This is a genomic window from Actinocrinis sp., assembly GCF_035938995.1.
Taxonomy (GTDB): domain Bacteria; phylum Actinomycetota; class Actinomycetes; order Streptomycetales; family Catenulisporaceae; genus DASZGI01.
Genome location: NZ_DASZGI010000070.1, coordinates 10,087 through 35,800, shown reverse-complemented (window position 1 = coordinate 35,800; position 25,714 = coordinate 10,087). Strand labels below are relative to the sequence as shown.

Annotated in this window: 1 protein-coding gene; it reads right to left on the bottom strand. The window is 70.0% G+C overall.

What is annotated here, in order from left to right:
- Positions 1-50 precede the first annotated feature (50 nt).
- Complete coding sequence (locus VGZ32_RS04520; protein WP_326884529.1) at positions 51-25,595, bottom strand: scabin-related ADP-ribosyltransferase; 25,545 nt, start codon at positions 25,593-25,595, stop codon at positions 51-53.
- Positions 25,596-25,714: the final 119 nt, after the last annotated feature.

Sequence of the window (25,714 nt, the reverse complement as noted above, 5' to 3'; positions counted from 1 at the left end):
GTCTCGCTTCCTCGATCATGAAGCCATACTGGGCAGGAGTCCTCATCCGACTAGTCCTCGGTGAACTCCGGACCGGGTGGGATCGCCTCCGGAGTCATCCCATCCCAGGTGCGAGGACCGAAGAACAGCGTCGAGGCCGCGTACGGTGACCCTGCGAATTGCCTGGGGATCTGCCTGAACGACCGCCTCGCGCTTGCATAGGCATCCGCCAGAGAACTGCCGAGACCATTCACCGTCCCGTCGGCGTTGGCGGCCCGCCACTGTGCCGGTTGCCACGTATTCTGCGCGCCCAGCTCGGAAGCGGTGACGTCACCACCGGACTCCTGCCACACGTGTCCGGCCGCGCTTAGGACCACCACATCTCCCCGCCCCCTGGCGGCCATCGCGCCGACCAGGGCCTGTCCCAGCTGCGCGCCACGGGTGGACACGATCGCCACTCCGCGCGCCCCGCCCCAGATACGTCCGGCCAGCTCGGGCGCCAACTGCTCCGCAGAGAAACTCTGTCCCCGCAGCAGATAGCGACCCTCGGCCGCCGGATCGCTGTTCACGCCGACCACGACGTAGTCCGGCAGGTGCGGTAGCGCGTCCGCCATGGCCACGTCCTCTACCCGATCCACCAACACGAACCCTCGCACCGGGGTGTGGAAGCCGGCGCGGTCGATTTGGTGCAGCGAGCGTGTCACCGCGGTTGTCACCGGAACATCCTGCGCCAGCGGCGACACATGGGCCGCCAGCCAATCCGCCCGCGTGGTCACCGCTCCCCACTCGGGCTTGTCGGCACCCGGCCGCACAATGCCCTCCTGCACGGCGCGGATGAACTGCGGCCTGATGCCGCCCACGAACGCGATGTCATGACGGCCGAAGCCATGCTCCGTCCCCGGCAGCGTCTTCTCGACGACGATCCCGCCGGGCGCGTTTTCCAGAAGATAACGGTAAACCCGGCGGTCGAACCGAGAGAACGTAGGCGGCCGGTCAGTCCAAAGCGGCGAAGCCGAGGCGATGGTCACGTTCTCTTCCCTCGAGTAAGTCCCGGGGTCGAGCAGGTCGAGCGTCTCGACACTCGCCGAGGGGCGGATCCCGACCCCGAACACCGATCCGGGCGTGGCCCGATTCCAGTGGTACAAGGGAGCATTATCGTCACGGAAAGTCACCGGCGGCAGATCTTCCGGAGTTTCGAACCCGACGGGGAATCCCTCCGGGCGCTCCGTCGTGGTACGCACTCCGATGAAATGCGAGTACGTGAGAAATCCCCCCTCGGCGTGTGGCTCACCGCGGTTGGCCAGCCACGCGGGCTCGTCATTCCAGTTCCCGGGCGGTGGACCTTCATCCGGACCCGGCATCCGCTGGACGTTCCCGCCGCGGTCCAGGTAGACGCTCTCGCGAAGAACCTCCGGAGTTCCCGCCCCGAACGCGTCCGGCGCGACCTCTTGCAGGTCGATCACGACTTGGCGCAGTTTTTCGTCCAGGAGTGCCGCGCCGTACCAGTCGTCAGAGTGGATGCTCCGCGGTGCCTGCGACTGATGCAGATACAGATCCAGCACAGCGAGCTTTTGCGGCGTGACCGGGAAGCCGTGCCGGGCCAGCAGTTCCCGTGCGCTCTCCGTGGTCATCATCACCTCGCCGCCGCCCTTCGGTGCGGGCGCGACCCCGTCGCCCGGCAGCCGGTTGACGCCTTCAGCCACCTGGATTCCGGTGTTCCACACCGCGCCCTTCGACAGGCGCCCCACATCCGGCACGTGCGGACCGGCGGTAGCCGAGGTCACATCATCCGGATGGCGCACCGCCGTCTCATTGACCACAGCGACATCCAGGCCGGGGACCCGGCCTGACAACTCCCGCGCCAACCAGTCTCCGCCGGACGCCACCAACACCAGCGACTCGCCGCCGTCGCGGACGCTCTCGGCCACCGGTCGCAGCAATTCAATACTCTGCTCTCGCGACAGCGGCTGCCCGTCGGCCAGCACTCCGCCCGTAACGTGGTCCAACCGCACCGCCACCGGCCGCCAACCATCGGGCACCGCCACATCCCCGGTCCAGATCGGCGCGTGCTCCGCGCCGGGATCCACTCTCCACCCCGACTCGGTCCCGGCTACCGGAGGACCGAACGCACCCGCGGCCACGACCGGCCGCGCCGGACGGGCGGCGACCGACGGGGGTTCCTGCTCCAGACGCGAATCGAAAGGCGTCGAACGCGGGGCCGCGGGCTGGATGTCAGGGCCGTGCTCGGCGGGTCCCGGTGCTCCGTCCCACGAGTAAGGGCCCATCGAAAGTGCCTTCGACGCGAACGGCGACGAGGTGGCCCGGTCGTCGGGGTTGTCAAGGTTGCCGAACCGGTAGCCCGCCGACTCGTATGCCCTCTTCAATTCGCTGCCGACGTACTCCACCCTCCCGGAACCGTCTTGGGCGCTCCAGACACGCTGCGGATTTACCTCGGGACGCCATTCTGAGCTCCATGGCGCGACGACCGCTCCTTCCGGCCCCGCGGCGTCAGCGGCGCGGACCCGCACGTCTCCTCCGGGAATCTGCCATACCCGCCCGGCGGTGCTCATCACCACCAGGTCTCGCCGGTCTGTGGCAGCCACCGCCTCGACCAGCGCCCGCCCCAACTCCGCACCGTGACTGGATACGATCACCACGCCCCGCGCCTCCTGCCCGACCCGCTTAGCCAGTGCCGGCGCCAACTCCGCCGCCGGGAAACTCCTCCCCCGCACCAGATAGTTCCCGGGAACGGCCGGGTCGTTGTGCAACGCGATCGTCATGTAGCCGGGCATGCGCGGAAGCGCGTCAGCCATGCCCACGTCCTCGGCACGATTCACCAGAACGAATCCCGTCGGCAACGCCTCGCCGACCCACTTGTCAAAGCGATGCGACGACAGCAGGACCGCAGTCTCCGCATCCACGTGCGGTGGCAACGGTGACACGTTCCCCCTCAGCCAGTCGGCGCGCGTCGTCACCTCTCCCCACACGAACTGCCCATCGGCCATAGGCGCATTACCCGTTACCGGGTCTTTTTCCGGTAATTCCAAAATGGGCTCGCCCTGTGGCCCGAACAGCCTGCCTTCCTGCACGCTTCTGATGTACTCCGGCCGGATTCCGTCCCAGAACGAGACGTCGAGCCAGGTCGGCTGATATGGAGTCACCTTGCCCAGGGTCGCGTGGACGTCGAGTCCGCCGGGCGCATCGATCTCATAGCGGGAGACGATTCCCCCGGGCCGCACAGCCCAAGAAAACTGCGGCTGCCACTCGGATGATCGCGTGGTGCTGATGAGGCCGGTGGACTGCTTATTGCGCTCATACTCATCCACGCTCGAGGGAAGCACCCGCTTGCCGGGCAAGAAGCCCAGGCCGAACACGAACCCCTTCGAACGCCGGTCCAAACGGAACAACGGCTGGTGGTCAGACCGGAAATACAGGGGAGGATTCTGCACCCCGTCGTTCGGAGCGAACGAGTATCCCGCCGGGAACCGGGTCGCCGCCAGTTCCTCTGGCAGGTATTCCCGCCTGGTACCGCTGAAACCCACCGACTCGGGCGGGACCTGCGTGACGCGCGCGCCCGTGGGTACCCACTGCGAGAGGACTTCGGCGTCCCGGAAGGGCGTTTCATCGCCGAATTCGTGCTCGTATTCGCTGTCCTCCAACGGCATGCGCGCCAGGCCGGTGTGGAATTCCTCCTCGGGGAGAATCTGAACCTGCCCGTGCGCGTCTAGATACACCCGCTGATCGAACGGTGCATGGCGCTCCGGGTCGTAGTACTCCGGCGCGACTCGCTCCAGCTGCGCCGCGACTGCGTCAAGCCGGTGATTCAGCACGAACGCTCCGAACCAGTTGTCCGAGAACGCCCTCCCCTCCATTTGCGTGCCGTGCAGGAACAGATTCAGCGCTGCTTCCCTGTTCTGCTCGACGCCGAAACCGTTGCGTATCAGGAAGTCACGTGCCCCATGCGTCGTCAGCGGCGTCCCGGGGTGGGACCCGACCGTCCGCAGCTCGAACCGCGAGGGCACCAACCGGTCCGAACCCCCGATGAAATCCGTCCAGACGTATGCGTCGGCCGTTTCGGCGCGGCTCACGGTTTCAGCTGCCGGGTCGGCCGGCCGCGACGCCAGCACATCGTGCAGCACCCGCCCCGGCGCCCCGGGCTGGATCTGCCCGATGAGCCACACCCGCACCCCCGGCACGTGCTCACGGTCCGCCTCGGCCAGCCACCAGGGAACCACGTCTGGCAAACGCACCCGCCCCGTCGAGTCGCCGGCAACCACCCGCCCGTCCCGCAGCTGCACCGCAAAGTCATTGAACGACGCCACCCGCAGCCCCGGCACCCGAGTGGACAACGCCCGCGCCAGCCGATCACCGCCGCACGCCACCAACGCCATCGACTGCTCGCTATCGCGCAGTCGCCGCGCCAACGGCTCCAGCAACTCGACACTCTGATGCACCGTCAGGGCCCGCCCGGCCACGAAGGCCCCGCCGGTCTCCGCGTCCAGGTGAACCCCGACCGCCCGCCACCCGTCCGGCACGGTGACCTGCTCCGCCCGGGCCAATTCGTCGCCGCGATCGAGCACAGCCCACGCCGAGCCCGACGACATGACCGAGCTCCCGAACTCCTCTCTCACGCTTGTATCCGCACGGCCCTCGAATTGCATGCGCGGCAGCCCCTCCGCACCGCCGGACGACCCATATTCGGGGGGCGCCGGGGCGGAGTACTCACGCGACGGAGCGTCTGCCGGCGCCGACTGCGCCTCCGGCGAGACCTCCCGCGACGACACATGGCTCGACGGCGGCGCGGACGGGGAGGGCACCGAACCCTGCTCCTCGCGCGCAACAGTCTCACGCCCCTCAATGTGCGCCACCCGCTGAGCGACGAAGCCCTCCTCAAGCAGCCGCCTGGCCGCCGGCCCGCGGGACACGGCCGAGGTCGCTGGGTCCGGCCGCGGTGGGACCTCGCTCCGCGGAGCCAGCCGAGCCGGCGCAGGCTCCCGCAGGCGGATCCCGCCCACAACCGGGCCACCCGCGACATCAGTCTCCAGGCCCAGCCGCAGCATCTCTGCCTCAGCCCGCTGATGCCTGGCCCGGGCGCTAGCCAAGTCCGCTTCCGCTTGGCGGACCGCCTGAAGAGGGTCCGGGGCGTCGGACCTTCCCGCTCCCCCGCCCTCTTCCAACACCCGTCGCGCCTCGTCCAAGGCATCCCGGGCGGCGATCGCGGCCCTCTGCGTGCCGACAAACTCCTCCTGGGCGGCGATCTCCTCCCGAGCGGCAATCTGCGCGCTGTCGTCGGCCGCCGGAACCACTCTCCCTTCGCTCCTCCCCTCCTGCCGGGACCCGGGCACCCCGCCCAGGCGCGATGAGGTTGGTGACGAGGGCTCGGACGTCGGCGGGCTGACCCGCTCCTCCGCCTGGCGTTCCGCCGCCCAACGCTCGGCAAGGCGCTCGGGAATCGACCCCATATACATCGAAGGACGCCGCGAAACGGTCCGCGACCGCGGCGGACTGGGCACCTGCCCCTCCGCAAGAGGCCACCTCGGCGCGGACGCCGAAGCGCGCCGCGAAGCGAACGGCGACTCCGACGGCGACTCCGACGGCGAAACATGCGGCCCAGAGACCTCCGGCGACGGCGGCCTGGAGGGCTCGACGACGTACTCGACCGGGTCCTCTCCGAGTCCCGAAGCGCGGCGACGTAGCCGAATACCCTCTCCCGCGGCGATCCGGGACCGCCACGGCGCACGCCTCGATTCGGGGCTTGACACCGACGGCGAAGGGGACTCGGGCGACTGCTCGGACGGGTCGATGTAGAACCGGGTCCGGCGACCAACGGTGTCCGCACCGGTTTCCAGGCGGGGAATATCGGTGGGACGAGGTCGCTGAGGACCTAGCCCGAGCAACTCTCTCGGCGACATCGCCCACGACCCGCTCCGTACTCTGGCCGCCGCGCCCAGCAGAGACCCGCTCCGGGACCGCGAAGGGGTCGGCGATGCGGCGGTCTCTCGCGGCAACTCGCCCCGCGCCCCGGACAGCGCCTCGAACGGCGCCCCGGGCGGCGACGCGGCCCGCGGTCCGGACGGCGACTCGGGACGAGACGAGGGCGGCGAAAAGCCCGCCAATCGATGCGCGGTAGCCGCGGGCACCTCGCCAAGGAGAGAACGCCGCCTAGGGCTGACCGGTAGAGCTGAAGGCGTCGTCGCCCTCGGAGTGGAGACACGGCGCTCCGGCTGCGCCGGGCGGTCGGGCAGGCGTGCCGCATCAGGATGCGCCGCCGGCCCGGCGGTAAGCTGCGGACCGGCTGTCGCCTGCGCCCGGCGCCTTTCGATGTCGATCAGTGCCTGATCGAGAACGTGGCCGTGGATCGTTGTCTCGACCACGTCGCCGCGCGGGGTCAGCAGACGCCACTGGGCCCCTTCCCCGCCCGGCCCCAACTCGCCCCCCGGGAGGGTATACGCCTGGATCGAGCCGTCGCGGGTCCATCTCACACCGCCTTCGGTGGCCAGGACGGGCAGGCCGGTCTCTCTCGCCATCTGCTCGGCGGCTGACCGAGATCCCTCCACCGCGAGGTCGCCCTGGGGGGCGAGGAGCACCACGATGTGGTCGGTCAAGACACGGTCGGCAAAGACCTGCCGGCTGAACACATCGGGACTCAAAGCCCTGTCCCCGACGACGAACGTGCCGTCCGCGGGAATGACGTTCGCGTATACGACGAAGTGGCGTGCGGGGTCCACTCCGCCCAGGTTGTACATTTCCGCCACATCCGTGATCGGGCTGTCCTCGACGCCCAGGGTGTCCTTCGCGCCGTGCGCCACCGCGAAGACACCGGACGGGATCGTCATGCCGCGCGGATTGACCAGACCCTTCCCAATCGATGCTTCCGGCGACAGGGCGAACTCGGCCCCGCCCTTCACCAGGAAGGAAAGCTCGACCGCGCCGTCGGACGCCTCCCATGGGAGCACGGGGCCCGGCCCCTCGACGTGCGCGTTCACCCGCACGGTCACCTTCACGTCCGATGACACGTGCAGCCGCACGGCCGGCTGGTTCTGGGGGCGGTGCCAGGGCATCGTCTTGAGCACCGCGAAACTGCTGTTGGCGATGGAGTGGCCCAGCGCGCCGCCGGCAGAGGCGTTGAACGTGAGATGCCCGGCCGCGTTCGGAGGCTGGCCCGGCCGCGCGCCTATGTTCAGTCCGAATCCGCCGTTCAGGTTCCCGCTCTGGCTGGAACCGGTGGAGTCGTTGCTGTTGAATTCGCGGAAGCCGTAGTCCACGGTCTCCACCCAGCCGCGCGACTCGCCCAGGATGCGCGGGTTGAGCAGCTCGTAGTTCATCGTCACGGTCCCGCGGATGTCCCCGCGCGCTCCACCTTCGACCACCAGGACGGGCGAGGTGAACCCGTCCGGGGACACCAGGAATTCCAGCTCCCGGGTGGACGTCTGATACGAGAACAGGTAGGGCAATGCGTCCCGGCCGAGCGCGCCGGGCTTGAAAAGCGCGGCGACCAGCGGGTTGTACACGTCGGTCCGCGGGTCGTTGGGGTCCACACCGCTGCCCGCCCGCGCAGGGGCGCCGAAGACGCGGGCGAGAAACTCGTCGTGCAGAATGCGCAGCTTGGCACGGTCGAAGCCGACGGTGAACACGGCGTGGCTAAGCAGGTCGCGGCTGGTGACGTCCAATGTGGTGGCCCGGAGCGTGCCAGCCGTCGAGCCGACCGGCACCTCGGTGACCGCCGCCGTCCCCGGCTCGACCTCCGGCGCCGACATGTGGTCCCTCATCAGCTGGTCGGGGATGATCACCCGATTGAGCATCTGGACGTCGATGCTCGGCCGTAGCGGGTCGTCGGCGCCCTGCCACAGCCGTGCGAGCATGCGGGGCACGCCGAGCCCGAGGGTGTTTGCCGCGCGTGTGGGAATCACGGTCTCCATCAGGGAGACCTTGATGTTGTCCATACCGATGAAGCGCGAGGCGCCTCCGGCCCGGAAGTGGGTGTCGCGGGTCGCGTCGGTCGTCATCAGCGAATGACCCGGAGCGAGCGACGAGGCGGCGCTCGCCCCTCCCCCCACGTTGACGGACTGCAGCCGGTGGAGGCCCGGCAGGGCGAAGCGCAGGGCCGGGCCGGCGGAGTACCCTTCGGAGTGCGCCTGGGGGATCGTGAGCGCGTCGGTCCAGGCGTTGAGCCGGAACGAGTAGGGGGTGACGTTCGCGCTCTCGACGTGCTGGACCAGTTGGTAAGGGCCCACCTGGTCGCCCTGGATCAACACGTCCAGGATTCTCGTGCCGGCGCCGCCCCTGTCCGGCCTGGTGGCTCTGATCACCAGTCCCGTCCCGTATATCGAGTCTCGCAGCGCCATCATCGAGCCGGGATTGATCAGGTTGCCCAGCTTGGTGGGCACACGGCGAATGGCGTCCGGATGCAGAGCGCCGTCGGGCGTCCGGCTCGATGCGAGACCTTCCTGGACGGTCCAATAGTCCTCGAGGAAGTGCGGGGCGTGGTCTCGCAGCAGGCGCTGCATCGCGTCGAGCACCGGGTTGCCCTCGCCGGTGACGTCGAATGCGATCAGATGTTCCGGGCGTGGGGCCATCAGCCGTTCGGACACGGCCGCGGCCGGGACCATCGGGACCACGGGAACGCGCTCGAGACTGCCCGGCGTCGCCGGCATCGTCTCGAAGACACGGTCGTGAGCGCCGAAGTCTGCGATCCGGGACGTCCCGACGACGACGAGCCGGTCCGGGACGTACTCCGGGGCGTTCGCGGGGCGGGGGAACGCGAGCAGCTCGTCCAGCGTGCGCGGGGACGGCACGGGCTCGGCCAGCCGCAGGTAACTGATGCCGCCGGGCACTTCGACCAGGGCGTGCGTTTCCATCGGCGGGCCGGTGTAGAGCCGGTTCACCGGGGTCACGACCACCGAGACCCGCCACACCATGTTGGCCTTGTACTCCACATAGGCGTCGTCGCCCTGGACCAGCCGCCCGGTGGTCGGGGTGTAACTGACGGTCCTGCTCGCCACCTCGTTCCGGAAGTTCACCGAACCCGACCCGGACAACGGTGTGCCCGACAGTGTTCCGTGATCGCCCTGCCGGTACACCAGACCCAGGTTCGCCGAACCCCGCCCCTGACCCGCGACGGACCGGGTGGTGGTCGAGGACACCCCGGTGTTGCCCTCGGCCACGTGCATCCGGAAGACCGGCACCTCCTCGGTGCCTATTCGGTGCGCGTCGTGCGGGTACCCGACCAGCGTGACGTCCACCCGTTTTTCGGCGATCGGCCCGCCGACGTAGAAGGTCCGCCGGATCTCAGAAGGACCGCGCACCTGAGACGCCCCGAGCGTCTCCTGACTGGTCATCATCCACGGCTCGTGACCGTACGTCTCGGGCCCGACGTCGAACCGGCGCAGCCCGCGGACTATCACGTCGGCCAATTTCCCGCCGCCGAGCACCTCGGTCAGCTGGTCGTCCTGGTGCAGCGGGGTGTGGCCCCCGGTCAGGTGGGGCTGAACCTCGGGCGGATGGGCCACATGCACCTCGGGCGAGAGCGCCGGCCGCCGCTCGGTCACCGGCAGCGGCAGCGTCGTACTCCGTGACCGCACGCCCGGGAACCTGACACGTTGGGCGGGGCCGGGCAGGTCCCGCGGGATGCCGACAACCTTCGCGAGTTCGGGATCGACCGGCTGCTTCCGTGTCAGCTTCTCCGCGATCACGAAACGGACCCGGGCATCCTCCACCCTGCCCACGATGGTCGGCGGCGTGGTCTGCGCGGCGTATGACCTGCGTGCCACTGCGCCGCGCGCGAGCGCGGGCAACGCTCTGGCCCGGTCGCCCGGGTTGTACCCGGGTTCGTGACGCGAGGTCGCCGCCAGTTCGAGGACGGTGCGGTAGTCGAAGTACCACGCCCCGCCGCTGTGCAGGTCCGCGGTAAGCATGAACCCGGAGCCGCCGACGCCGAGCGTGTTGGCCGTATCGTGAGCCCACGAGCCGCCGGCAGTTTCGCTGGTGGTGCGGTCGGGGTGGCGCGTGCTGACGCCGAAGGAGCCCGTGACCTGGCCAGACCCCGTCCATCCGCGGTCGACGGTGTCCGAGCTGCTGGTGCCGGCGAACGCGGACGGCATGATCTCCAGTTTCGCGTTGTCGAGCCGCCCCCGGCCGATCGACTCCGGCAGGGGCGGCGGGTCGTCCGGCCGGGCAGCCGCCTCTGCCTGGGCGGAGCCCAACAGCCGGGCCTTGACGGTGAAGGTGATGACCTCGACGCCGTCCTGCGCGGGACGCGTGACCTCCATGCGCACGCCGCCGTCCTGGAACAGCGCGCTACCCCAGTTCATCAGCCCTTGCCGGGTGAAGCGGGACGCCAGCTGCGTGCGGATGTAGTTGGTCTGCTCCGCGTCCCAGGGACGCGAGTAGGCCATGTGCGCGCCGACCTGCTCGGCCATCTCCAACAGCCGCGGCAGCACCTTCTCGCCGCCGGGCATATGGTCGATCGCGCTGAACCCGGTGCCGCGGCCGAGGGCCATCGTCTCGGGAGGATGACGGACCTGATCTTCGGGCATGGTGTCGGGCTGCCGGCCGTCCTTCGGGTAGAACTCATGGCCCCGCGGCGCGTCCGAGGCCTGGTCGGTGAGCGCCGCCTCGAACCGCGCCCGCTGGTGCGCCGGCACCCGCAGGAACACGGTGGCGTCGCCTTCGACCCAGCGGCTCGGCCGGCCGGTCACCTCGAGCAGCACCCGGGTGTGGACCGTGGTCCGGTAGAGGACGCTGTCTTCATGGACCAGGCCGACGATGTGCCCGGACCCGATGTTCGAATTCGTGGAGCGGCTCGACGACATCCGGCCCGTAAAGCTTGCGTTCTCCGACAGGTTGTCGTTGCCTCCCGTGGGCGCGCCCAGGCTTCCGAAGGTGTGGCCGGAAGTGCCGCCGCCGGTCAGCCCGAAGGAATCGTTCTCCGTGTCGCCTTCGGAGAAGCTGATGAAGACCTGGGCCTCCTCCTTGATGGAGACGTGGCTCTCCACCAGCGGGACGGCGTCGCGCAGGTCCATCTGCACGGTCGTGCGCGCCGCCGTGCGGCCGTCGGCGGTGCGGATCTCCGGGGAGACCCAACCGACCTTCGTCATCTCGTTGGGGAGCATGCGCAGGACCGCGCGTTCGCCGAGATTGAAGTGCACGCCTTCGACCAGCCTGCGATCCGCCTGCGCATCGAGCTGGCCGATCACCCGCTCGCGGATCGCGTGCAGCCCCGCGACGGACTCGGCGATGAAGAAGAAGTCGTGCGGCACCGCGGCGACCCGGTCGGCTTTCTGGTGCAGCGGGCCGCCGGCACCCTCGTTGGCGAGTGCCGCCAGATTGGTCATGCCGAACAGCGGTCTTCCGGGTTCCGGCCTGAACACCACCCCGGGCCCGGCGCCCTCCGGTTTGACCGGCGCCAGATCCTCGGGGAACCCGAAACGGGAGGTCAGTTTCATGGTTCCCGCGCCCACGATTTCTTCCTGGCGGTCTCGCCCGCCAGGCCGCACGATGTCGATGTGCAGCGTGGACTGCGGGAAGTCGAAGAAGACGGTCTGCGCGCCGCTGGCCTCGAACAGCCGTTTGGTGGCGGACACCGCGGCTTGACCGTAGCTGTGCGTCAGGGAAGCCGACGCGTTCCCCGCCGCGGCGAACTGCCAGGAGAAGACCAGGTTCGGATCGTGCGCGGGAAGAGCGCCGAACGAGCCGCCGACATTGGCGGAAAGACTCACCGTGGCGTCGCTTTCCACCGAACGGCTGCTGCCGGCCGTCTCCTCGTTGTCCGATTCGACCGGGGTGTGCCACACCACGCCGGCCGTCACGCCGAGCGGTTCGTATTCGAGCCGGTTCGGGTTGGTCTCGTGAGCCCGGTCGGGGTCGGGTGACAGCCGGAGACGCACCACGCGCTGACGATCGCCCGCGCCGACCTGGAACTCGAGACCGTCTTCGAGCAGCCGCTGCGCGAAGATGGGTGCGCCGTAGTGCCCGAGGAAATCGATGATCGCCGTGTGCAGTTCATCCCGCCGGCCGTCTTGCAGCCCGGTCCCGACGTTCTGCGCGAGGAACTGCGCGACGCCCTCGTGGTCACGCACGCCGATCTCGCCGAGCCTCACGAACTGCCCGGTGCGCCCCAGGGGATATCGCAGCCTTCCATCGGGTCCGTGTTCGCCGAAACCCGGTGGCATGTATCGCGCGGGTCGCGCGTTCCACACGTCGGCGAGCGCATTGTCCTGGCGGATGTTCTCCTCGGCCATCCGCATGGCCTCGCGTCGCGGCACCTCGAGGGCTTGCTGGTGGGCCAGATCGCCCTCGTCTCTCGCATCCGCGAAGACTTCACGATTGTATTGGGCCTCGTCATAGCGAATACGGGCCGTCGAGATCTCGTGGAAGCGGCGGACGGTCTCCCGGAAGCCCAGCACCCCCTCCAGGTACGCTGCCCGCTCGGAATCCGCGAGCCGCTCCACCCGACCACGAACCATCTCCACGAACGCCGCGATACCGTCGGGCCGAGTCTGCGACTGGTTGTAGTGCGCTTCGACTTGGGGGAGGTACTCGGCGTCCGCGATCGCACGCGATACCTCGTCGACCCGCTGCCGGGTGGGCTGATCGGCCGCAGGGCCGAGCGCCGACAGGAACGCGTCCCGTCCCCTGGTCGCGCGCGCGTTGATGGTGGCTGCGCTGTGCGCAAAGGCGTCGTGCACCCGTTCCCAGAGGAGGAGACGGTTCATCGCAGCGCCCTGAAACGTGTCGTCCGTGGAAAGCACCGCGTCCCTGACGGTCTGCTGGATCTCCTGGACGGTGGCGGCGTGATCGGCCGGTCGCGCTCGGTCGGCGGCATTGCCGTCCATCGACTCGTATATGGCCCTGTGGCGCGCCGCGCCGGCCGCTTGATGGTCTTCCGGCTCCAGGCGCACGCCGCCATACTCCTGCCGGAGCCGGTCGCGCTCGTTCTCCGTGAGCTGATCGGTCCAGGCACTCCCCGGCTGGCGCGGCGGCTGCAGCTCCCTTGGGGCCGCCGGCTGGCCGGGACGGTCTCCGATAGGGTGCGCGGCGACGTACCCGTCGGCGACCTTCGCCAAGACGAACGGGCGTCTGTGCTCGTCGCCAATCCGGTGGCGGCCCGCGTCGCCGACCGGCTCGACAACGCCCCGAGCCCCGATGACGCCCATATTGAGGTCGAGAAGGTCGGCGAAGGCGTGCGGGACGATCCGCTCGTGCACGCGCGTCCACCTGGTCGGGTCCCGGATCAGGGCGACCGCCTCGTCCAGAGTCAGGCCTCCGGCACGGGTGCTGTAGCGCGCGTCCCACCCTCTGATCACGCCCTGGACGACTTCCTCCCGCAGCTCGGCGATTCTCTCGTCCAGGCTCTGCCTCGCGGGGTCATGAGCGACGGCGTACGCCGCGATCGCCGCTCGGTAGAACGAGTCCGGCCCCGTCTCTGCCGCCAGATCCTCTGACAGCACCCTGTAGCGGAGCCGAGCCAGCTCGGCGTTCTGCGGATCGGAAAGTCCGGCCTCGGTGTCCGCAGGCCGATCGAGAGGAAGCCCGCTCCCGCTCGGGTCGCTCCAGACATACGCCTTGGCCGCATCCTCCGCGCTCACCGGCCGAGCCGCCGGATCGGCAGGCCGCGACTCCAGCACGTCACGCAGCACCCGGCCCGACACCCCGGGCTGGATCTCTCCGTCGCGCCACACCTGCACCCCCGGCTCATGCGGCGCCAGCCGGCTCTCGGCCAACCACCAGCGATTCTCCACGGGCGGCAACCCCACCGCCCCCGTCAGATCCCCGGCGACCACCCGCCCGTCCCGCAACTGCACCGCCACGTCGTTGAACGACGCCACCCGCAACCCCGGAAGCCGCGCCGACAGCTCCCCCGCCAGCCAATCGCCGCCGCACGCCACCAGCGCCAGCGACTGGCCCGCCTCCTGCACCCGCCGCGCCTCAGGCAGCAACAACTCAATACTCTGATCCCGCGACAGGCGCCGCCCGTCCACCAGCACCCCGCCGGTCTCCGGATCCAGGTGAACCCCGATCGCCCGCCACCCGTCCGGCACGGAGACCCGCCCTGCCCACTCCGCCTCGTCACCGCGGTCGCTCACCGCCCAACCCCGGTCCGTCGGCACGACGTGTTGCCGGAACGCCTCCCTGGCGTCGAGCTCCGGATTGAAGTCGACGTGCGGGATCGCCCGCTCGCCCGGCCCACCGGGCAGCCCACCCTCCGGCGGCACGGCGGCGTGCTCGTGCGACCGGGCCTCCGTCGGCAGAGTCTGCGGCGGCGCGGACAGGGAGGACGCCGAACGCTGCTGCCCCTCTCGCTCAGCGGCCAGGCGCTCCTCAATCCGCGCCACCCGCGGACCCACGACTTGCCCAAGCCGCCTGGCCGGCTGCTCGTATGACACCGCCGACGTCGACGGGTCCTGTCGCGGCGGGACGTCGCTCGGCGCAGTCGGCCGCCCCTGCGAACGGTCTTCGATCCGGATCCCACCCGGCCCCCGGGCGTCCGTCACATCGGTCGGCAGGCCGCGCCGCACCATCTCGGATTCTGCTTGCACCAACCTGGCCCGCGCGCCACTCAACACTCCTTGCGCATCCAGGACCGCTTGGAAGGGGTCAGGGGCGTGGGATCCTCCCGCGCCGCCCCCCTCGCTCAACACACGTTGAGCCTCGCTTAGAGCGTCCGTGGCCGCGATCGCGGCATCCTGCGCGCTGAAAAACTCATCCCGGACAGCAGCGTCGTCCAGAGCAGCGAAGTCGACCCGCGCGGCAACCTGCCCGCCGACCGGCTCCTCGCCGCGGCCTTCCGCCCCCTGCTGCTCGGCAAGGCGCGCCGCCGTCTCGGCAATCGGCGCCATGGGCGCGATCAGGGACTGACGCCGCGACCGCACACCGGTCACCGGGACTTCGGGCATGCGCCCCTGGGCAAGAGGCACCGCCGGCGTCGTGAGGGAACCACGCCGCGACGGGAAGGGCGATTCGGACGGCGTCCCGGACGTCGACCCGGACGGCGACTCGGACGGCCGCTCGGGCGAGTACTCGAGCGGCGGCGACTCGTGCAGCGGTGAAATGGGCCGCGAGACGGACGGCGTCTCGCCCGGCGTCCGTGCTGCCGAAGGAATCCGCTCACCGGGCGGCGGCGACGGGGGCCGCGACGGGGCCGGCGAGCCGACCCGCGACGACTGCGGCGAAAAGGACTCCCTCGCCTGCTCGAAAACCGCCGACGTCGGGGGGAGGGAAGTACGCCGGTGCGGGGCGGTCGGAGACGGGGTAGAAGCAGAAGTCGACGCCTCTGCAATGCTGGGAATCGACACATCGGAGAAGGTGGCACGCCGCGGGTACATGGGTCGGCGCGCCACGTCAGAAGGCGGTCGCGGCGCGGCGAGGGCCCCGCGTCGAGGCGCGTCGATCCGGGCGAGTGCCTGATCGAGCACGCTGCCGTGCCACGTGCGGGTCCGGCGCGGGGTCACCAGGCCCCACGCGGATCTCCCCTCGAAGGGCCCCATCTCGCCCGAGAACGCGCGGATCGTGCCGTCGCGGGTCCATCCCACACGGCTGACGGTGGCCAAGACGTTGCGGCCGCTCAGTCTGGCGATTTGCGCGGCCACCGACAGACGACCCGGATCATCCGTAAAGTCACCGTGGGCTGCGATGAGCACGATGGTGCGGTTGGACAAGTCGCGGTGGGCGAGGACTTCGTCGTAGAACTGACGAGCAGTCAAAACCCGGTCCCCCACGACGACGCTGCGGGTTCCTGGGATGACGTTCGCGTACACGACGAAGTGACGTGCGGGATCCACCCCGCGCAGGTTGTACATTTCCGTCACGTCGCCGATCACGCTGTCCTCGACGCCGTGGCGTTGTGCGTTGTGCGCGACCGCGAAGACACCGGACGGGATCGTCATGCCGCGCGGATTGACGATTCCCTTTTCAAGCGTTGCTTCCGGCGACAGGGCGACCTCGACGGCGTCCCGCATCATGTGCGCCACCTCGACCGTGCCGCCGGGCACCTCGATCGGGAGCCGGTCGATCGGGCCCTCGGTGTGCGCGGTCACCGAAACGGTCACCTTCACGTCCAGCCGCACGTGCAACCGCGCGGCCCCCTGGTTCTGGGGGTGGTGCCAGGGCATCGTCTTGAGGACGCCGAAGCCGTTGCTGCCGTCCGACTGGCCCAGCGCGGCGCTGCCGGAGATGTTGAGCGTTTGATGCCCGAACGAGTTCGGGGGCTGGCCCGCGTCCCGGTTGACCACGTTCAGCGCGACGCCGCCGTTCACGGCCGCGCTCCGGCTGGAACCGGTGGAGTCGAAGCTGTTGAATTCGCGGAATGTGTAGTCCACGGTTTCCAACCAGCCGGTCGACTCGCCCACGACGCGCGGGTTGAACAGCTCGAACTTCATCGTCACGCGTCCGTGGATGTCCCCGGCCACCCCGCCCTCGCGCACCAGGAGGGGGGAGGTGAACCCGGTGTCGGTCACCAGGAATTCCAGCTGCCGGGTGGCCATCTGATACGAGAACAGGGAGTGGAACGCGTCCCGGCCGCGGGTGCCCTCCTCGAAAAGCGCGGCGACGGCGGCCTTGTAGACGTTGGTCCGCGGGTCGGCGGGGTCGACGTGGCTGCCCGGCCGCGGAGGGCCGCCGAGGATGCGGCCGAGGAACTCGCCGTCCGCGACGCGAAGCTTGGCATGGTCGAATCCGGTGACGAACGCGTGGTGCTCGAGCAGGTCGTCGGCGGTGAGGTGGAACGGCGTGGCCCCGAGCGTGGCGGCGGTCGAGTCGACCGGAACCTCGGTGACCGCCGCCGTGAAGCGCGGCGGCGCGGCCGCGCCGGCGGGGGCGACCGGCGCCGGCGGGTCCTCGGGCACCCGCATGTGGTCCCCGATCAGCTGAGCGGGGATGATCACCCGCTCACGCATCGGCACGTGGACGCTCGGGTGCACTGTCGTGAACGTGCGGGGCACCCGCTGCCAGGCGGAGTTGGCCGTGCGCATGCCCACGACGGTCGTGGTCGTCGTCAGAGTGACCTTGACGTCGACCGGGCCGTCGAAGCGTCCGGCGGCGCCGGCGATGAAGTGGGTGTCGCGGGTCGCGAAGGTCTTCGCCACCGAATGACCCCGGGCGGTCGAGGTGGAGAAGTTCGCCGACGCCCCCACGTTCCAGGACTGAAGCACGTTCAGTTCATGGTCGCCGGAGGAGGGGGCGTCCCGCAGGATCGGGTTGAGGCCGATCCCGGCGGAGTGCGCCTCGGGGACCGTGCGCGCTTCGGTCTCGGCGTTGAGCCGGAACGAGTACCGGGTCACGTTCGCGCTGTCGACGTACTGGACCAGCTTGTACGGGCCCTGGCGCTCGAACTCCAACGACACGCGCGCCGTCTCGACGACGGCGCCGCCCAGCTTCTGCATGGTTCTGGTCATCACCAGTCCCGTCCCCCACAGCGAGTCCCCGAAGGACACGAGCGAGCCGGTGTTGAGCAGGTTGCGCAGCTCGAAGGGCAGTTCGCGGGCATGCGGCGGATCCAGACCATCGTCGGCCGACGTCGAACCGGCGCCTTCCTGGACCGTCCAATAACCCTCGAGGTGGTCCGGGGCGTGCGCTGCCAGCAGGTCCCGCACCGCGTCGTGGATCGGGTTGCCCTCGCCGGTCACCTCGAACGCGGTCGGGCCGGCCTGGTGGGGGGACATGAAACGTTCGGACGCGGCCGACGGCGGGATCGCCGGGACCAGGGGAACACGGTCGCCGCTGCCCGGCGTGGCGGGTATCGTCCGGAATGCCAGCGCATGTCCGTCCTGGTTCGCGACGGGTTCGCCGATGACGAGCCTGTCCGGGAAATACGCCGGGGCGTCCACGGGGCGCGGGACGGCGGCGAGGCCGTCCAGCGTGCGCGGGGCGGGAATCGGCTCGGCCAACCGCAGGAAACTGATGCCGCCGGGCACGTCGACCAGGGCGTGCGCCTCCATCGGCGGGCCGGTGAAGAGCCGGTTGACCGGCACCACGACCACCTTGACCTGCCACAGCATGTCGCCTTTGTATTCCACGGAATGCTGGGTGCCCTGGATCAGCCGCCCGGTGGTCGGGGTGTAGCTGATGGTCTTGCTGGCCGACTCGTTCCAGAAGTTCATCGAACCCGACGGCGTCAGTGTGGTCGTCTGCGCGCCGTGGGCGTCCTGGTGGTCCAGGAAGTTGAGGCTCGCCGAACCCCGCATCTGGTAAGCGGTGGAGTGCGTGGTGGTCGAGGCCACCGAGTTGTTGCCCTCGCCCACGTCCATCCGGAAGATCGACGCACGCTGGCCGGTCGGCTCGACGTTGTGCGGGAAACCCGTCAGGGTGACGATCACCTTCCGGGTGGCGATCTTCCCGCCGATGTGGAATACCCGCTGGATTTCGCTCGGACCGCGCACCTGCGACGCCGCGAGCGTCTCCGCGCTGGTCATCATCCACGGCTCTTCCCGGTAGGTCTCCACCGTCACACCGGTCCGGTGCAGCGCGCCGACGATGTGGTCGGCCAACCTGCCGCCGCCGAGCACGTCGGTCACCTGGTCGCTCCGGTTCAGCGGGACATGGCCCGTGCCGCGCAGGTGGGGCTGGACCCGGAGCGGACGCACCAGGTGCTGCTCCGACGGCGGCTGCGCCGAACGCCGCGCGCGCGCGCTCACCGGCAGTGGCAACGACAGCCTCCGCGGCCGCGCCCCCGCGAACCGGGGAGGGTTGTCCGCTTCGGTGGCGATCACGCGCGGAGTGCCGACACGCCTCGCGACGTCGGGATCGACCGGCTGCCGCGGTGCGAGCTGCTCCGCGATCACGAAGCGGACCCGGGCATCCCCCACCGTGCGCTCGAGCGGCCTCGTGGTCTGCTCGGTGAAGGGGAATGTCCCCCTCCCGCTGCGGCCCATGGCGAGGCCGGGCAGTGTCCTGACCAAGTCGGTGGGGTTGTACCCGGGCTCGTGGCGCGAAGTGAGAGTCAGCTGGAACTCGGCGAGGTGGTCGAAGAACCACACCGGGCCGTGGTACAGGTCCGCCGAAAGCATGAACGCCGAGGCGCCGACGTTGAGCGTGTCGGCCTTGTCGTAGGAGCCCGAGGCGCCGCCCGTGATCCCGAGTGAGCGCAGTGGGTTCCCCGCACCCAGGCCGAAGGTGCCCGTGGCCTGGCCGGACCATGTCCATCCGCGGTCGACGGTGTCCGAACCGCTGTTGCCGGCGAACGCCGACGGCATGATCTCCAGTTTCGCGCTGCTGAGCCGCCCCTTGTCGATCGGCTCCGGCAGGGGCGGCGGGGGCGGCGGGTCCTGCGGCCGGGCAGCCGCCCTCGCCGCCGCCTCCGCCTCCGCCTGGGCGGAGCCCAACAGCCGGCCTTTGACGGTGAAGGTGAGCACCTCGCGGCCCTCCCAGGCCGGACGCGTGACCTCCATGCGCACGCCGCCGTCCTGGAACAGCGCGCTGCCCCAGTTCATCAGGCCGCCCCGGGGGAGCCGAGACGCCAGCTGCGTGGCCATGTAGTCGGCCTGCTCCGCATCCCAGGGACGCGAGTAGGCCAGGTTCGCGCCGACCTGCTTGGCCATGTCCACCATCTCCGGCAGCACCTTCTCGCCGCCGCCGATATGGCTGATCGCGCTGAACCCGACACCCTTGCCGGCAGCCATCGACACGGGGGGAAAGTGCTCCTCGGCCTGCAGCCGTAGCAGCTCGTCCTGCCGCGCTTGGGGAAGGTGGCCGATGGGCTCGACGTCCCTCGGGTAGGACGCGTGGCCCCGTGGCGCGGGCGAGGCCTGGTCCGCGAGCATCGCCTCGAACCGCGCCCGCTGGTACAGCGGTACCCGCAGCAACACGGTGATGTCGCCCGCGACCGGACGGCTCTCCTGGCCGGTCTGCTCGAGCCGCACCTTCATCCCGAACGTGACCCTGTACAGGGCGGTCGGGCCCTCGTAGACCAAACCGACGATGTGCCCGGACCCGATGTTCGCGTTCGTCGAGCGGCTCGATGACATCCGGGCCGAAGCGTTCCCGCTCGCTGACAGGTTGTCGTTGCCCCCCGCGGGTGCGCTCAAGTCTCCGAAGGTGTGGCCGCCGTTGAGGCCGAACGTCGCCCCGAAGGAATCGCCCTCCGTGTCGCCCAGGGAGAAGCTGACGAAGCGCTGGGCCTCCTCCTTGATGTTGACGTCGCTCTCATTCAGGAAGACGGCGCTGCGCATGTCCAGCTGCGACGTCATCCGCACCCGCTCGCGGCCGTCGGCGGTGAAGAACTCCGGGGAGGTGTAACCGGCGTCGTTCATGTTGTCGACGAGCACGCGTAGGACCGCGCGTTCGCCCAGGTTGAACTGCACGCCTTCGATCAGCTCGCGCTTCGCCTCCGGACCGAGCAGAGCGAGGACCTGCCTGCGGACCGGACCCAGCCCCGCGACGGACTCGCCGAGGAAGAAGAAGTGGTGCGGCACCGCGGCGACGCGGGCGGCGGCCTGGTGCAGCGCACCGCCGGCCGGCTCGGTCTCGAGTGCCGCCAGGTCGGCTTGCGACATACCGAACCGCTCTGCGGGATCCTCGCGCTTCTCGAACACCACCCCTGGCCCGGCGTCGGCCGGTTTGATCGGCGACAGATCCTCGGGAAACCCGAAACGGGCGGTCAGCGGGAAGCTTTCGTGGCGTGGTTGGAAGCGTCGTTCGACGTCGACCTGCAGAGTGGCGCGTGGGAAGTCGAAGAATGCGGTCAGCCCGCTGCTGTCGGCGAAGAGCCGCTTGGTGGCGGACACCGCGGCTGTACTGAAGCTGTGTGACTCGGAGGCCGACGCGCTCGCCGACGGGGCGCCCGAGACGGAGAAGACCAGGTTCGGCTCGTCGGCGGGAATCTCGCCGAACGAACCGCCCATGCTGCCGGAAACACCGAGCGTGTTGTCGCTCTCCACCGTACGGCCGTTACCGGATGTCCGCTCGGTGTCCGATTCGACCGGGGTGTGCCACACGACGCCGGACTTGACGCCGAGCTGTGCTTCGACGAGGTTCGGGTTGGTCTCGTGCGCGCTGTCGGGGTCGGGTTCCAGCCGGAAACGCACCACGACGCGATCGCCGCCCGCCCGGTCTTCGAACTCCAGACCGTCCTCGAGCAGCCGCTGCGCGAAAACGGATTCGCCGTAGTGGTCGATGAAGCCGCCGATCCGAAGGCGCAGATCCTCGTATCGGGTCTGGTGCTGCGCGGGGATGGCGTCAGGGTTCACGAGGCCGTCTCTCAGCCCGATCACGGCGGACTGGGCGAGCAACTGCGCGAGGCGGTCGTGCTGGTGCACCTCGACCTCGCCGAGCCGCACGAACTGGCCGGTGCGCCCCAACGCGAAGTGCCGCTCGCCATCGGGTCGCAGCTCGCCGAAACCCGGCGGCATGTAGCGCGCCGGCCGCTCGGTCCACAGATCCTCGATCGCGTTGCCCTGTCGGAGGTGCCACTCGGCGATGGCCAAGGCCTCGCGTCGGTGCGGGTCGAGAATTTCCTGCTCCCTGCGTGCGAAGGCCCGTTGGCCGTCTTGCAGGGCCAGCTCGACGACCCGCCGGTTGAATTGGGCCTCGTCAAAGCGGATGCGGGCGGTGGCGACCTCGTGGAAGAGGGCGACGACCGCCGGGCCGGCGAGCGCCCCTTCCACCTCGGCCGCCAGTTCGTGCGGCTCTCCCGCGGTCTCGATGTGACGCAGCCCTTCCACGAACGTTTCGACCGCGTACTGCCGCTGAGGATCAGCGCCCATGCGGTCGTAATGCCGTGCGGCGGCGGGGAAGAATTCGGCCTCTGCCATTTCACGTGCTACCGTGTCCACCCTTGCGCGGGTGGGCGCGTCAGCCTGCGGGCCGAGCGCCGCGAGGATCGCGTCCCGCCGCTCGGTCGTTCGCGGGTTGATGTCGGCTTGCGTGTACGCGAGGGCGTCGCGCACCTGTTCCCGGCGAATGAGGCGATTGAGCTCAGCGCGCCGAGCCACCTCCTCCGGGTGGAGTACCGCGTTCCTGAAGTTCTGCCTGAGTTCCTCGACAACGCGGTTGTATTCGATCGGATCCGGTCGTCGGGCGGCGGCGTTGCGAGATACCCCCTCGAATACGGCCCTGACACGCGCCGCCTCGGCGTCTCGAAAGCCGTCCGCCGACAGGCCCACGCGCGCGGACACCTGCTGGAGCCGCTGATACTCGTTTTGCGTGAGCGGCGCGATCCACGCGTTCTGGGCGTCCCGCGGGCGCGGCGGTTGCAGCTCGGGTCGGGCCGGCTGGTTGGGATCGTCGGGGAGCGGGTGCGCGGCGACATACCTGCCGACCGTCTCCACCAGGACGAACGCGTTTCTGTTCGCGTCGTTGAGACGGTCGCGGCCCGCATCGCCGACCGCCTCGGGATGGCCCAGCGGCCCGATAACGCCCACGTTGACGCGCAGGAAGTCGCTGACGGCTTGCGGGACGATCCTGGAGTCGGTGACCGTCCACCTGGACGGGTCACGGATGAGGGCGACCGCCTCGTCTCGAGTTTGACCTGGAGCCGCACGAGTTCGGTAGCGTACGTCCCAATTTCGCTCCACGCTGTCCGCGATCGCGTTCCGCAGCCTGTCGATGACGTCCCGCCGGACGTCGGTTGCGGGGTCATACCTGACGGCGCCCGCGTCGATCAACGCATGGTAGAACGAGTCCACGCCCACTTGCACCGCCAGATCCTCCGGCCGCACCTCGTACCTGAGCTGATTCAGCGCGGCGCGCTGCCCGGGGGAGAGTGGCTGCGGGGCGGGGCGTCGCGGCTGCGCGGGCACGACCGCGGACATGAAGCCGACGGCCCGGTCCGGGGGAAGCCCGCCAGGGACCGCCTCCACCTTGATCTGTTGCAGGACCTCTTTGAGCGACGGGGTCTTGAACTCGGTCGGAGGCCTGTCCTGGGTCGGACCCGCGTCCCCGGTTGAACCCTCCCCGGCGGGAGCCTTGGCGTGGAACAACACCCAGCCGCCGTTCGGGTTGGGCACGCGCGCGTTCTTGCCCCAGGTGCCGGACACGACGTCGCCCTTGTCGTTCATGATCGCTTCGTGGGTCGGCGCGAGGATCGGGAACTTCCCGCCGGTTTCAGCGTGCAGTGCCGCGGCGGCCCCGGCCTGTATGTCCGAGCCGGCCTGGCACACCACCATCACGACACCGTCGAATCCACCGGCGGCGGCCCCGAGGCGGTCGGCCAGCTCCGCCGCCGACACGACACGATCGCCGGCCGCCGTGCCGTCGCCCTCCACGATCTTCCCGTCGCGGGAGTGGGCCAGCAGTGTCTTCCAACCCACGGCCCGGGGCACAGCGGCAGCCGCCTGGGCGTGCTCGACGACGTCACCCGGCAGACGCAGCCGCGTCAACGCCGGAGGCTCCTTGCCACCGGCGCTCAGGAACAGAGTCGGTTCCCCGCCCGCCTCGTGCGGAGCGGTCACGACGATCGCCGGGATCTCAGGTTCGGCTGATTTCGGCTCGGACGCGGCGCGATCGGGGTGGCCGGACTGGTCGGGGAGGCTGGCCTGGTCGGCGTGGTCGGCCGGCCCGGAGTCCTGACGCACGCCGCGAGCCGCCTCCTGCGACCTTCCGGCAGCATCGCCCTGGCGATCCTCGGACGCCGCAGCGGCGGTCTCAAGGTGCGAAGGCCGCTCCGTGGCCGGACCCTCGAGCCGCGCGCTCGTCTCATCGGCCGCAGATTCCGGCCGCGCCGGTTCGCTGGTGCCGGTTCTCGCCCGGTCCATCGCGGTGGCCTCTGTCGGCGTGCCCGACTCCAGTCGTGCACGCGCGGCATCCGACGGCTCGGCGACCCCGTCTGACGCCGTGACAGTTTCCGCCGGTGTAGCTGTGTGCTCGGTTGCCGTGGCCAGCTCCGGCCGGACACCGGTAACCTCCGGCACACTGTGAGGTTCCACCGGCGTGGTCACGTCGTGTGCTGCGACGAGGGATTCTGCGGGTGTGGCCGACTCCAGCCGTGCGCCGAACGCCTCCGGTATGGCAGTTGTCTGCTCTGGTGTGGTGAAGCGCGTCGTTTCGGCCGTGCTGGATGCGGCGAGCTCAGCCTGCACGCGCTCGCTCGGGGCCACGACGGTCGGGGCGGCGGTGGGGGCGGCGGCGTCGAGATGCCCGGTGAGGGCGGGCTCGGCTACCGTGTGCGCCAGCCCGGACGGCTCGGTGACCGGGGCGACGTGCGTCGGAACGGCGGCCGACTCGGCCGAGGTAATCTGCTCCCCTGGCACGATCGCACCGTCGGGCGCCGTCACCCGGCTGACGTCGGTCATCGGGCTGGTCTCCACCGCATGACTGATGCTGGTCTGTGCCGCACCATGACCGATGCCGGTCACGGAACCGGTCTGTGCCGCGCCTGGTTCGATGTGCTGCCCGGTCAGGCCAGCCGCGTCGGAGAACCCGGGCCTGGTCAGGCTGGCTGCTTCCGAGAAGGCCGTGTGCTGCGCGGGTTGGGTCGGCGCGAAGTCCAGCCCGCGCAACTGCTCGGCATACTGCGCGGCGGTCATCGCCGACCCAGCCGTCGCCAGTCCCGGCTCGGTCACACCCGCAGCCGCAGCCGCGCCGATGTCCGCCCGCGCCGCGCCGCTCTCGGGTGCGACGGCCGCGGTGGTGTCGACCAGCCCGGTCTCGAACCCGGTCAGCCCCGTCAGCCCCGTCAGTCCTGTCAGCCCCGTCAGTCCGGCGGCATCTGGGGCGGCCGCCGCGAACTCGGGCGCGGCCACGGACTCGGGCGCGGCCACGGTCCGCTCCGGCAACCCGATCAGCGGCGCGACCTGCCCGGTGACCGTGGGGAACGACACCGCCGCCTGCCGCGATCCGTCCACCACGCCTGGCTCACCCGGTCCGCCGAACTCACCCGGCACGCCAGGTTCGCCGGGCACGCCGGGTTCGTCGCCGTTCTGCGAGCGCACCTCATCGAGCAGGCCCTTAAGCTCGTCCAGCGCGCCCGGGCTCGGCATCTCGATGCCCGCCCCGCTCTCGGCGCCGTGTCCGTGTTGTCCGCCGCGCCCGGCGAACAGGCCGCCGGCGATCCCGGAGGTGACCGCGAGCCCGAGGTCCTGGCTCCCGCCGAACGCCGCGTTGGACACCAGCCCGGTGGCCAACCCGGTCACCCCGGCCATCCCCAAGCGCCCGGGCACGGTCTCGATGAACTTCGGCGCGAGGGCGTGCCCGACCTCGTGCAGCACCCCACCGACCGCGCCGCCCACCGCGCCCATCTCCGCCGCGCTCACGGTGGCGGAGGTGTCCCACTTGGTGCGGTCGTGCAGCACGAACATCTGGAACGCCTGCACCAGCGCGTCCATCCCGGTCTGGATCGCCGTGGCCGAGATCACGGTGGTCAGGAACCTTCTGGCGATCTGGGAGACCACCAGGCGGCCGATCGCCTCCACCTCCGCCGCCACGGCCAGGCCCCAGATCGTGGTGGACCACTCGATGATCTGCTCAGCCATCCAGATCAACTGCAACAGGATCATCAGCTTGGAATACTGCGTCTGCACCGCGGTGCTCCTCGCCATATCCCCGACCTGCTGCGCCCCCGCCACCATCTGCGGCGCCATCGACCCGATCTGCGAGATCAGGGCATGAAACTGCTCCCCCGCAGGACCCGACATCGCGTCCTGCATCCCGTAGGACAACGGACCGAGCTGATCCGAGAACCCCGACATCTGATTCGCAGTGCTATGCCACACATCCCCAAGCTCACTGAGCCGGTCCTCATCCCCCTGAGGCCACTGCTGACCCACCGCCAACTGCGACACCCACTGCAAAGCCGGAGGCATCTGAA